Source organism: Williamsia sp. (assembly GCF_036566845.1).
GTDB lineage: Bacteria > Actinomycetota > Actinomycetes > Mycobacteriales > Mycobacteriaceae > Williamsia.
Map to the genome: position 1 here is coordinate 17,568 of NZ_DATCVM010000184.1, position 11,022 is coordinate 28,589.

Genomic DNA, 11,022 nt, shown 5'->3' on the forward strand with positions numbered 1-11,022 from the left:
GCTACCGAAAGTTCAGGACGTCGTCGCCCCAGGCGTCGCGCAGTTCTTTGTCGAGGTCGTCCACAACCCGATCCTGGCGATCGATCACCAGCGTCGAACGGTTGCCGATCTCGTACGGTGCCCATTCGGGATCGCCAGGCAGTCCCTCGGGATGTCCGTCGACGGCAAACGAGACCCAGCGGTTCTGCATGCGGGCCGAGAGTGCCTTGCCCACTTTCATTCCACCGAGTTTGAACGTGATGTCTTTGCTGCCGACCACCAGATTGCCCCACACGTAGGGCAATTCGGTCGCGTGCGTGGCGCCGACCCGCAGTGCCCGCAACATCGGTGTCGCCCAGTCGAATCGATACAGGTACACCGGCGCGACCGCGCTGTGGCCGTCGGCCAACCACAACGTCGGCATCCGGAAGCCGATATCTCGCGCCACGGCGAGACCGACAGCCTTGAGTTTCATGCCGGTGTACGCCGAGCCGATCTCGGCCTCACTCGGCAGGTTCAACTCTGGCTGCTCGCCGGCGATCTCGGCGAACATCGACCGGATCGCGTCCGGTGTGATCGGCATGAGCGGCGACTTCATCCACTTGAACAGGGACGCTTCGTCTTTGTTGGTGCCGATGATCAGCGGCACCGGGTGCGACTTCCCCGCCCGGTAGGCCTCCAGCGGATAGTCCGGCAGCAGATCACGATCGACCGTCGGCGCGAAGGCCAGGGTGCCGGGCGACGTGGCCGGTACATCGCTGAACAATGCCTGACCGGCGGCGACGATCTCGTCCACCCCGAGATCGGTCAGCGTCGCCGCGTCCGCGGTGGCGATCCCGACCTTCTCCAGGAACATCTTCGCGACCCGGGCCCCGCGGGCACTGTCATAGACCGACGTCGCCGGTGAGCTCTGGGCGATCGCCCTCGCGAAGAGCCCACGTGCCGACGGAATGGTGAGCATCGTCGTGACCAGCGAGCCACCCGCAGATTCACCGAACAGCGTCACCCGATCGGGGTCGCCGCCGAACGCGCCGATGTTGTCACGCACCCACTCCAGCGCCAGGATGATGTCCCGCAGAGCCAGATTCGAGTCGAACGTGCGCTGGTCGGTACTGCACGATGTGAGGTCCAGAAAACCCAATGCGCCGAGCCGGTAGTTGACCGTCACCAGCACCACGTCGCCGTCGGAGACCAGTGCCCGGCCGTCGTAGAGCGGCTGGCTTGACGAACCGAACACATAGGCTCCGCCGTGGAGCCACACCATCACCGGTTTCCGGTCGGCGGGCTCGACGGTCGACGCCGACCAGACATTGAGACTCAGGCAGTCCTCGTTCTGGATGACGTCGGGCCCGAGCCGGATCACCGGGTTACCCGGCTGTGGTGCCACCGCGCCGAAGACCGTCGCGTCGGCAACCTCCGTCCACGGTTGTGGTGGGACCGGTGCACGCCACCGCAGTTCCCTCACCGGTGGTGCGGCGTAACGGATTCCGCGCCACGATGTGGTCATCCCGTCGTCGAGTCCGCGAACCGGGCCATTCGTGGTCTGCACCACTGTGCGATCATCGGTCATCTCTTGAATACTCCGCCCGGCGTTGGGATGCGCGCTCTGGCCACAGTAGGCGATTTCGGAGGGGACAGTCGGTGCGCACCGGCGTCCTGGCGCACAATGTCCCTCATGCCCAGCGACAACCAGGAGACCACGGCACTACCTGTTGGTCCGGGTCCGACCACCCGCCTGCGGTCATCGAGGCGTCCGATCTCTCCCCGCACCCTGCAGTTCCTCTCCAAGGAGTCGGGCAGCGCGGGTCTTCTGCTCGCCGCCACCGTCTTCGCGCTGGTGTGGGCGAACGTGCCCGGCGACAGCTATTTCTCGTTCTGGCACACTGAAGTGGTCCTGCAGGTCGGCAGCTGGTCCACCGAATTGGATCTACAGCACATCATCAACGACGCCGCCATGGCGATCTTCTTTCTGGTCGTCGGCTTGGAGATCAGCCGCGAGGTGACCGTCGGTGATCTCCGAGATCGCAGCACCGTCATCATCCCGGTGCTCGGAGCACTCGGGGGGCTGATCCTGCCCGCACTCATCTACCTCGCCTTCCAGCCCACAGGTCCGGCGGCGGCCGGGTGGGGCATCCCGATCTCCACCGACACCGCCTTCCTGCTCGGCATACTCGCGTTGTTCGGTCCGCGCTGTCCCGACCAGATCAGGCTCTTCCTCCTCACGCTGGCGATCGTCGACGACATCGGTGCCATCACGGTCCTGGCGGTGTTCTACACCGACGACGTCTCCTTCGTGGCGTTGGCCGTGGTGGTTGTCGCGGTCGCGGCGCTGGCCGTGATGCGATGGGCCGGAGTGTGGATGCTGCGCCCGTACATCCTGGTCGGTCTCGTGCTGTGGGCGGCCGTGTACGAGTCCGGGCTTCATCCCACACTGGCCGGCGTGCTGTTGGGTGTACTCATCCCGACCGCGGCCGTCGAACCCGAACAGCAGGTCCGGGTGAAGGTCTATGGACGACTGGCGATGCAACGGGCCGATGCCCGCCGAGCCAGGCTGGCCGCGACGGCCCTGCGTGCCACTGTCCCGGCGAATGAACGGCTGCAAGACGCGCTGCACCCGGTGAGCGCTCTGGTTGTCGTGCCGTTGTTCGGTTTGGCGAATGCGGGTGTGCTGCTCAACGCCGACGCACTGTCCGCGGCTGCGTCGTCGTCGGTGACGATCGGCATCATCGTGGCGCTGGTGGTAGGCAATGGTGTCGGCATCTCGGTGGCGGCCGGGATCGCGTTGAAGTTCGGATTGGGACGCCTACCCGGCCAGGTGCGCTATGGACATCTGATCGGCGGCGCGGTCCTGGCCGGAATCGGGTTCACGATCTCGCTGTTCATCACCGATCTCGCCTTCACCGACCCCGGGCTCCGGCAGGACGCGAAGATCGGCGTGCTGGCCGGCTCGGCCATTGCCGCCATCCTCGGCTCGCTCCTACTCCGCTATCTCGGAGAGCGCCTTCCGCTGTGCAGCGTCGACGACGTCGACAATCCACCGGGTCTCCCCGACGGCCCGTGGCTCGATCCCACCGCGCGCTGACCACCCGGAGTCGGGTCAGCGATCGGCTGTCGCCGCACGCAGAGCCTTGAGATCGAACGTCCCCTCGTACCGGGAACCGTTGATGAACAGGCCGGGTGTCGCACGGACGCCTTCGTCGATCCCACGCGTGTAGTCGGCGGAGACACCGCCCTTGTATGGCTGCGCCTGTAGTCCGGTCACCGCACCCTCGACGCCCGCTCGACGGGCGCATTCGGCGAGCGCGTCGTCGTCGAGGTTGTTCTGGTGCGCGAAGAGCTGATCGTGCATCTCCCAGAACCGCGTCCCGGAGGCCTCTGCGGCAAGCGCTGCCGTGAGCGCGAAGGGATGCACCTCGAACACCGGAAAATGCCGGAACACAAGCTGAATTCGGCCGCCGGATTCGTCGACCACCTGTTTGAGCACGGGGGCCAGCATCTTGCAGCCGGGGCACTGGAAGTCGCCGTATTCGACGATGCGGACCGGGGCGGCGGCGTCTCCGTAGCGGTGCCGGTCGGGGTGGAAGTCAGTCACCAGATCATTCTCACAAAGAATCTTCCGGCCGACCTCCTTTGTCGACGACAACGGCCGCAACGGAGAATGGATGCCGGCAGCACCAATCCCGGAGGAGCAGAGCATGACTGACCCGAACCTCGCCACCACCGCGCAGGGACAGATCGACGCCGTGACGCGGACCGTCGTCAGAAGCGACAAAGACATCACCGACGCCGGATCGACGATCAGGACGGTTGCGGCGTTGCGCCAGGACTACGCCACCGGCATCGACGATCTGTGGGACGCCTGCACCGCTCCCGGGCGACTGGTGCGGTGGTTCGCGCCGGTCAACGGTGACCTGCGGCTCGCCGGCACCTATCAGGTCGAGGGCAACGCGGGCGGCACCATCAAGCGCTGTGACGCACCGACCGGGTTCGATGTCACCTGGGAGTTCGGTGGCGAGGTCAGTGAACTGTCCGTCCGCCTCGAATCGCTGGGCGCGGGGCACTCACGACTGGTCCTCGAGCACAGCGCCGACGTCGACCTCGGACGTTGGCAGGCGTTCGGCCCGGGCGCCGTCGGCATCGGATGGGATCTCGGCCTCCTCGGCCTGGCTCATCACCTCGCCAACAGCGGCGCCGCACCCGCTCAGGACACCGACTGGGCGCAGACCGAACAGGCCCAGAGGTTCATGTCCGACAGCAGCCGCCGCTGGGCCGACGCCTCGATCGACGCGGGAACTCCGGAGGAACTCGCGCGGGAATCCGAGATGCGAACCACTGCCTTCTATCTCGGAACCGGAGCCCCCGAGGCCTAGCTGAAACACCCAGCGCCACCCGGGAGGGGGCCGCTGCCACATCTGTTCCGCTATCGGAGCGCGGGGACGACTTCCTTCTCGAAGAGCTCGATCCCCGACAGGTCGTAGGCAGCTTCAGGGAAGTAACAGATCCCGTACGCCAAGCCCTGATCCTTGAGAGCACCGAGCTTCTCGATGATCTGTTCCGGCGTGCCCACACCCGGCATGTCCTTGAACGCACCGAGCGTTGCCTCGGCCTTCTCACGGCCGATGTACGGGGTCTGACGCTCCACCAGCGTCTCCAGCCGCTCCTGCACCTCGGCCTCGGTCTTGCCGATTGCGATGTTGTAGTTGGACGAACGAACGATGGCGTCGAAGTCCGTGCCGACGGTGTCGCAGTGTTTCCGGAGAATGGCCGACTTCTGCGCGAACCCCTCGGGTGTACCGTCGAAGTTGGTGTACTGCGCGTATTTGGCCGCGATCTTCAGTGTCACCTTCTCACCGCCACCGGCGATCCACAGTGGTATGCCGCCGTCTTGCAACGGAAGTGGCCGGCAGATGGCGCCGTCGACCTGATAGTGCTTGCCGTCCAGTGTGGAAGATCCGGTGGTCCAGGCCTGCCGCATGATCTGGACACCCTCATCGAGGCGGCCCAAACGATCTCCGGCAGAAGGGAATCCATAACCGTAGGCGCGCCATTCGTGCTCGTACCAACCGCCGCCGATACCCATTTCGACCCGGCCTCCGGAGATGAGGTCGGTGGTGGCCGCCACCTTGGCGAGATACGCCGGGTTGCGGTAACTCATGGCGGTGCACATCTGGCCGAGCCGGATCCTGGAGGTCGAGGCGGCCAGAGCCGCCATCAGCGTCCATGCCTCGTGGGTCGCCTCGTCGGTGGGTGCCGGAACGGTGTGGAAGTGGTCGTAGACCCACAGAGACTCCCAGTCGCCTTCGTCGGCACGCACGGCGAGATCGCGCATCACCGCCCATTGCTCTGCCGGGTCTATACCGACCAGATCCAGCCGCCAACCTTGGGGAACAAACAATCCGAATCGCATTCCCCGATCCTAGCCAGCCAACACCGGCCGGCGGGAGCCATGAAGCTCTGACCGGGGTGACAGGTGCTCGCAGACGATTGCATCCACAATGGTCAGATGCCGAAGAACCACGAACACTCCGCCCATCGATCAATCATCGTGATCGATGCTGCAAATGTGGTGGGTTCCCGCCCTGACGGCTGGTGGCGCGACCGCAAAGGTGCCACCGAGCGACTCCGCGACAGCCTTGCGCATCTCTCCGATCCCAGTGCTGATGACGGAACCAGTGCTGATGACGGAACCAGTGCTGATGACGGTCTCTTCGACGATGAGCCGACCCACGTCATCCTCGTGGTCGAAGGACAAGCCCGCGGCGTCGAGTCGTCCCCCACCGTCGAGGTGGTGAACGCGCCCGGTTCCGGCGACGATCAGATCGTCGAAATCGTTGCCGCCCAGATAGATTGCTCCTGCACCGTGGTCACCGCTGACCGCGAACTGCGACATCGGGTGGAAGCGCTCGGCGCACGCGTCGCGGGTCCGCGCAGTGTCCTCGACTGAAGCGCTACATTTTGGACGCGAGATCTCCGAAGCCACGCCGCGTCGCCGACGTGTCCTCCGGTGTCGTCATCTACCGAAAACTTCCGGGCCGGCCGTATCTTCTTGCCGGAGCAGATGATCCGACCGCGGTCACACACAGCCTAGGAAGACTCCTCCGCACCCTGCACGGGCTGTCCGGCGACGTGGACCTCCCGCGCGACCACCAACGGATCGAAGAGTGGCTGGCCGACGCCACGGCCACCGCAGCCCGGATCGACCCACCCCTTCCGGCCGACAGGCGCACCGTGATCCGGCAGTTCCTGGCCGCGCCACCACCGGCGGACGCGGCGCATAACACCCTGTGCCACAACGACCTCGGGGCCGAACACCTGCTGATCGACGAGAGATCGGGAGTCCTGAGCGGCGTCATCGACTGGACCGACGCAGCGTTCACCGACCCAGCCCGCGACATCGCGTTGATCTGCCGCGACCTCGGACCCGATGCCGCGGCCGCCGTCGCGGGCATCGCCGGAATCGCCGAACCAGAACTTCTCGGGCGCGCCACATTCCTGGCACGTGCAAGTGGATCGAAGACTTCGCCTACGCCATCGCGGACGCACCGGCCCGGGAGCCGTACCTGCACAACGCGAATCGAACCTTCCGGCACACGTTCATCGAGTGAACAGGTCAGCTGACCAACACTCTGCTGACCAAACGTCAGCTGATCCAACGTCAGCTGATCCAACGTCAGTCCCCGCGCTCGACGAGTTCGGCAAGCTGCCGGGCGACTGTTCCCCAGCCCTCCTGAAAACCCATCGTGTTGTGCATATCCCGGTCGGCGCCGTCCTTGTGCATCGCGGTGGCGGTGTATTCGGTGCCTTCCGGATGATCGGCGAAGGTGATGATCGCGGTGAGGAACGGGTCGCGCGCCGGACGCCACCCGGCGACGAGGGAGGTGGTGAACACGATGCGTTCGAGATGGTCGACGGCGAGAAAACACCCGGTGATGTGTGGACCGAAATCGCCGCCGTCCTCACTCATCTCGGTCTCGAAGGCACCTCCGGGGCGAAGGTCCATGCGCGCAACCTTGCAGGTTGCCGGTGCCGGCAACCACCATTGCTCGAACTTCGAGGGGTCGGTCCAGGCAGACCAGACGACTTCTCGCGGCGCCTTGATGATTCGGGACACGGACAAGTCGAGGTCTGGATCGGTGCTGGTCATGATGCGGTCTCCTTGTTGTCGAACGGGACGTTCGGGTTGGATGTCAGGTCCTGATCGGACATGACAAAGTCCTCAAGCCGGTCGGTGCGGCCTTCCCAGACCGCGCGTTGCTCCGCCAGCCAGCTTTCGGCCACCGCGAACTGCTTTTTCTCGATTACGCAGGTTCGCACTCGCCCGGCCTTGTGTGTGCGAATCCATCCGCTCGCTTCGAGTAGACGAATGTGCTTCATGAACGACGGCAACGCCATGTCGAACGGCTCGGCCAGTTCGGTGATACCTGCCGGCCCCTGGCCCAGTCGACCAAGCACGGCCCGACGGGTCGGGTCGGCCAGGGCTTGGAAAATGCTGTTCAAATCCCGCTGATACTGAGCCATAAGGAAAAGTATCAAACAATCAACACTTAGCGCAAGGGCTTAGTATTGGTTTACCGGCGAGAGGGTTCGCCGGTTCCGGTAACCGTGGTCAGGATGAAGACCGAGTCCTCGATCGCGGTGACGCTGTGTCGATGATGAGGCAGCCCCCGGAACTCCCCCGACTTCAGCACCACATCCGCGCCCTCTGCCACCACGGTGACCGAACCGCGAAGCACCAGCAGGCTGGCCGCTGGCGGCGAGTTGTGTTCCCGGAGTTCAGAACCCGACACCATCGCGACGAGGGTCTGCCTCAGTGGCCCGTCCCGCACGAGCATCTCGGCGCTTCGCCCATGTGCGTCGTCGTGCGCAAGGGCCAGATGCTTGTCCGCGAGCACTTCCAAGGTGGAGGTAGTGATGTCCATCCTTGACCCTCTTTCACGTCGTGGCGTTGGAGTCCCGGATTTCACGCTAGCCGACTGCGACCGTTGGCGGGATGCGATCGATCGGGCACACAGTCGCCAACGCGATTGCGGCCATCGCCGGATACCCGCGATTCGAGGTGTCCGCGAGGCCACGAGAGTAAATTTCAGTGCAGTCCGCCATCTGCCGTCGACTCATCTGGGGGCCGGACAATGCATCCGACAACTCGAGCCACCACACGTCTGACCGCTGCACTTGCAACCATCGGCGCCATCGCCCTCGGAACCATCACCCACGGCGGCCTGGCGGCGCCCGACGCCCACCGATCCCCGACCTCGGTATCGCAGGAGGTCCGGCCCGCCGCGCTGATCACCGGCGAGATACCGGCAACAATCATTCGCAATCAGTTCCTGTACTGCAGCATCATCTGCCCGTACCTCGTCCAGGGTGTGACCACCGTTCCACTCGCCGCCATACAATCACCCGGGGTCTTCGTCTCGGCGTACAGCGCGACTGGTTCAGCGCCGAGATCAGTTGGTATCGCGGCCCATTCGGTGACCCATCCCGCACATGCGGCCATGACGGGAATCATCGTCAACGACCTGGCCCTGGTGCTTCCCCGCGCACAGAATGCGCTCGCGGTCGCCGTGGTCGAAGCAATGAAGACCGCCGGCGGACAAGACATCGACATCGGTCGCACCAGGATTCTCGATGCCCTCAATCAGCCGGTGACACCAAACCCGCCATCGACCGCCATCACCACGACCGAGTCCCAGGTGGCCGCGGTGGACGGGATCAACACGGCCTCGGCGGTGCTGTTCCAAGCACCCGAACTCCTGCTCCTGGGCGGAACCGAGACCGCCGAGGCGGCTGCCACAGAACTCGCGACCACCGGCGATGTCGAGGCCGCACGCGCCGTCGGCGACGCCCATGCGACCTACTGGGTCGACCAAGCCGCATCGGTAATCACCCAGGCAACCGGTTGATCCGGCACGAGTCGATATCGAAGCGACAGTGTGATGCACATCATGACACTCAACTGACAAGCAACCAGTCCCGCGGGAATTGATAGTGCCACGCTCATGTTAAGTGAGTCGTATGCACTCAACTCTCTACGGGAGGCTTCGCCAATGGCAGCATTCTTCGGGCCGGAAGGCCCGCGCCGCATCGACATCAGCCGTTTGATGAGCAAATCCACCCAGGCCCTCGTTGCTGACGCGGCCAAGCTCGCTGCCGGTCGCGGCGACGCCGAGCTCGACGCCCTGCACATCCTCCGAGTCATGGCCGACCAGGAACCGACCCGAAGCTTCATGGACCGCGCGGGCGCGGCACACGCGAGCGTCATCACCGCCGTCGAGCAGGCTCTGCCCGACCACGGCCCGACCACCGGACTCGGCACCACAACGCTGAGCGCGGCGGTTCGCACCGCCATGTTCGAAGCCCATCAGCTCGCTCAGGCGCTGGGCTCCACCTACATCGACCCCGAACACCTGTTCCTGGCCTTGGCCGCGGACCAGGATCGTGCCGCCGGACGACTTCTGGCGAACACCGGCGTCACACCACAGGGTCTGCAGACCGCCGTCCAGGGCGGCTCGGCCGCCTCTGCGCCTGCCGACAGCGGCACCCCGAATCTCGACAAATACGGATTCGACCTGACCGAACGGGCACGTTCCGGCGGTGTTGACCCCGTGATCGGCCGAGCCGACGAGATCCAGCAGACCATCGAGATCCTGTCCCGCCGCACCAAGAACAATCCGGTGCTGGTCGGCGAGGCGGGTGTCGGCAAAACCGCCATCGTCGAAGGGCTCGCTCAGCGCATCGTCGACGGTGCGGTTCCCGACCGGCTGCTCGGCAAACGGATCGTCCAACTCGATCTGTCGAGCCTGGTCTCGGGGACCCGCTACCGCGGTGACTTCGAGGAACGCCTCAACGGCGTCATCGACGAAATCGTCGCGCACACCGGCGAACTCATCGTCTTCATCGACGAAGTCCACACCATCGCCGGTGCCGGGGCCGGAGCCGACGGATCGATGGATGCCGGAAACATCCTCAAGCCCAAGCTGGCTCGCGGTGAACTGCACATCGTCGGTGCGACCACACTCGACGAGTACCGGAAGAACATCGAGAAGGATCCAGCGCTCGAACGCCGGTTCCAGCCGGTGACGGTCCCCGAGCCCAGCATCGCCGATGCGATCGACATCCTCACCGGTCTGCGTGGCCGGTACGAAGAGCATCACGGTGTGCGGTACACCGACGATGCGATCACGGCAGCAGTCGAATTGTCTGCCCGCTACATCGGTGACCGGTTCCTGCCCGACAAGGCGATCGACCTGATCGACCAGGCCGGTGCACGGATGCAGTTGACCGCTCCGGGTACCGACGGTGAAGCGCTGCGGGGACAACTCGCTGCTCTCGAATCGGCCAAGGAAGCAGCGGTGGCCGCAGAGGACTACGAAAAGGCCTCGGAGCTGCGTGACGAGACGGCGCGGGTCCAGGCCCTGCTCGACGGTGGCACCGATGCACCGGCCGTGGTGTTCGACGTGACCGCCGAGCACATCGCCGACGTGGTGTCCCGGGCGACCGGCATCCCGGCCAGCCAGATGACCCAACAGGAGAAGGAACGGCTACGCCGGCTCGAGGACGACCTGCACCGGCGGGTCGTCGGTCAGGACGACGCCGTCAAGGCGATCGCCCGGGCGGTGCGCCGAAGCCGCACCGGGATGAGTGATCCCGACCGTCCGGTGGGCAGTTTCCTGTTCCTCGGTCCGACCGGCGTCGGCAAGACGGAACTCGCAAAGGCGCTGTCCGCGTCTCTGTTCGGTGACGAATCGAAGATGCTGCGTCTGGACATGAGCGAGTTCGGCGAGCGTCACACCGTCAGCCGACTGATCGGCGCCCCTCCGGGATACGTCGGATACGGCGAGGCCGGACAGCTGACAGAACAGGTGCGCCGCAACCCGTACTCGGTGATCCTGCTCGACGAGATCGAAAAGGCACACCCGGACGTGTTCAACACCTTGCTCCAGGTGCTCGACGATGGGCGTCTGACCGACGGCCAGGGTCGAACGGTGGACTTCCATGGGTAAGGAGAACCGGGGCTTTTCGGGGTCAGGCCCTACGGACGGC

Annotated in this window: 11 protein-coding genes and 1 pseudogene; 6 read left to right on the forward strand and 6 right to left on the reverse strand. The window is 65.1% G+C overall.

Annotated elements, in window-relative coordinates:
• Position 1: 1 nt before the first annotated feature.
• Positions 2 to 1,549 (reverse strand): carboxylesterase/lipase family protein, encoded by a 1,548-nt coding sequence (locus tag VIQ49_RS17415; RefSeq protein WP_331886816.1) that lies wholly within the window; start codon positions 1,547 to 1,549, stop codon positions 2 to 4.
• Positions 1,550 to 1,654: 105 nt separating this feature from the next.
• Here VIQ49_RS17415 and nhaA point away from each other — a divergent pair, with 105 nt between their 5' ends.
• On the forward strand, positions 1,655 to 3,061 hold the full coding sequence (gene nhaA / locus VIQ49_RS17420; protein ID WP_331886818.1) for a Na+/H+ antiporter NhaA: 1,407 nt from the start codon (positions 1,655 to 1,657) through the stop codon (positions 3,059 to 3,061).
• Positions 3,062 to 3,076: 15 nt separating this feature from the next.
• Here the strand turns inward: nhaA and VIQ49_RS17425 are convergent, their stop codons facing one another.
• On the reverse strand, positions 3,077 to 3,571 hold the full coding sequence (locus VIQ49_RS17425; RefSeq protein WP_331886820.1) for a DsbA family protein: 495 nt from the start codon (positions 3,569 to 3,571) through the stop codon (positions 3,077 to 3,079).
• A gap of 103 nt (positions 3,572 to 3,674) precedes the next feature.
• Here VIQ49_RS17425 and VIQ49_RS17430 point away from each other — a divergent pair, with 103 nt between their 5' ends.
• Positions 3,675 to 4,349, forward strand: coding sequence for an SRPBCC domain-containing protein (locus tag VIQ49_RS17430; protein WP_331886822.1), 675 nt, complete (start codon positions 3,675 to 3,677; stop codon positions 4,347 to 4,349).
• A gap of 50 nt (positions 4,350 to 4,399) precedes the next feature.
• Here VIQ49_RS17430 and VIQ49_RS17435 read toward each other — a convergent pair whose 3' ends face one another.
• Complete coding sequence (locus VIQ49_RS17435; RefSeq protein ID WP_331886824.1) at positions 4,400 to 5,386, reverse strand: LLM class F420-dependent oxidoreductase; 987 nt, start codon at positions 5,384 to 5,386, stop codon at positions 4,400 to 4,402.
• A gap of 96 nt (positions 5,387 to 5,482) precedes the next feature.
• On the opposite strand from VIQ49_RS17435, the gene VIQ49_RS17440 reads away from it, so the two are divergent.
• Together VIQ49_RS17440 and VIQ49_RS17445 are read left to right on the forward strand one after the other, a co-directional pair.
• Positions 5,483 to 5,923 carry an NTP pyrophosphohydrolase gene (locus VIQ49_RS17440; RefSeq protein ID WP_331886826.1) on the forward strand — a complete coding sequence of 147 codons (441 nt, stop codon included), beginning with the start codon at positions 5,483 to 5,485 and terminating at the stop codon, positions 5,921 to 5,923.
• Between the two features lie 50 nt (positions 5,924 to 5,973).
• A complete protein-coding gene (locus VIQ49_RS17445) occupies positions 5,974 to 6,597 on the forward strand; it encodes a phosphotransferase family protein (RefSeq protein ID WP_331886828.1) in 624 nt (207 codons plus the stop codon).
• A 52-nt stretch (positions 6,598 to 6,649) separates the two neighbouring features.
• Here VIQ49_RS17445 and VIQ49_RS17450 read toward each other — a convergent pair whose 3' ends face one another.
• The 3 genes from VIQ49_RS17450 to VIQ49_RS17460 are packed head-to-tail and all read right to left on the reverse strand — an operon-like array spanning position 6,650 to position 7,898.
• Positions 6,650 to 7,123, reverse strand: a complete 474-nt coding sequence (locus VIQ49_RS17450) for an SRPBCC family protein (RefSeq protein WP_331886830.1) — start codon at positions 7,121 to 7,123, stop codon at positions 6,650 to 6,652.
• The gene (locus tag VIQ49_RS17455) at positions 7,120 to 7,497 is read right to left on the reverse strand and encodes a metalloregulator ArsR/SmtB family transcription factor (protein ID WP_331886832.1); all 378 of its coding nucleotides are present in this window, start codon (positions 7,495 to 7,497) and stop codon (positions 7,120 to 7,122) included. The genes VIQ49_RS17450 and VIQ49_RS17455 overlap by 4 nt, the downstream gene beginning before the upstream one ends.
• 50 nt (positions 7,498 to 7,547) lie before the next feature.
• A complete protein-coding gene (locus VIQ49_RS17460) occupies positions 7,548 to 7,898 on the reverse strand; it encodes a cupin (RefSeq protein WP_331886834.1) in 351 nt (116 codons plus the stop codon).
• 210 nt (positions 7,899 to 8,108) lie between these two features.
• Between VIQ49_RS17460 and VIQ49_RS17465 the strand changes: the two genes are divergently transcribed.
• A complete protein-coding gene (locus VIQ49_RS17465; RefSeq protein WP_331886836.1) occupies positions 8,109 to 8,882 on the forward strand; it encodes a hypothetical protein in 774 nt (257 codons plus the stop codon).
• Positions 8,883 to 9,026: 144 nt separating this feature from the next.
• Positions 9,027 to 10,973 (forward strand): annotated as a pseudogene (locus VIQ49_RS17470) (ATP-dependent Clp protease ATP-binding subunit); the annotation flags it as partial.
• Positions 10,974 to 11,022: the final 49 nt, after the last annotated feature.

Bases quoted from the DNA above. Each gene is read 5' to 3' on its own strand.
- VIQ49_RS17415 (WP_331886816.1), bottom strand. From the start codon at position 1,549: ATGACCGATGATCGCACAGTGGTGCAGACCACGAATGGCCCGGTTCGC.
- nhaA (WP_331886818.1), top strand. From the start codon at position 1,655: ATGCCCAGCGACAACCAGGAGACCACGGCACTACCTGTTGGTCCGGGT.
- VIQ49_RS17430 (WP_331886822.1), top strand. From the start codon at position 3,675: ATGACTGACCCGAACCTCGCCACCACCGCGCAGGGACAGATCGACGCC.
- VIQ49_RS17435 (WP_331886824.1), bottom strand. From the start codon at position 5,386: ATGCGATTCGGATTGTTTGTTCCCCAAGGTTGGCGGCTGGATCTGGTC.
- VIQ49_RS17440 (WP_331886826.1), top strand. From the start codon at position 5,483: ATGCCGAAGAACCACGAACACTCCGCCCATCGATCAATCATCGTGATC.
- VIQ49_RS17450 (WP_331886830.1), bottom strand. From the start codon at position 7,123: ATGACCAGCACCGATCCAGACCTCGACTTGTCCGTGTCCCGAATCATC.
- VIQ49_RS17455 (WP_331886832.1), bottom strand. From the start codon at position 7,497: ATGGCTCAGTATCAGCGGGATTTGAACAGCATTTTCCAAGCCCTGGCC.
- VIQ49_RS17460 (WP_331886834.1), bottom strand. From the start codon at position 7,898: ATGGACATCACTACCTCCACCTTGGAAGTGCTCGCGGACAAGCATCTG.
- VIQ49_RS17465 (WP_331886836.1), top strand. From the start codon at position 8,109: ATGCATCCGACAACTCGAGCCACCACACGTCTGACCGCTGCACTTGCA.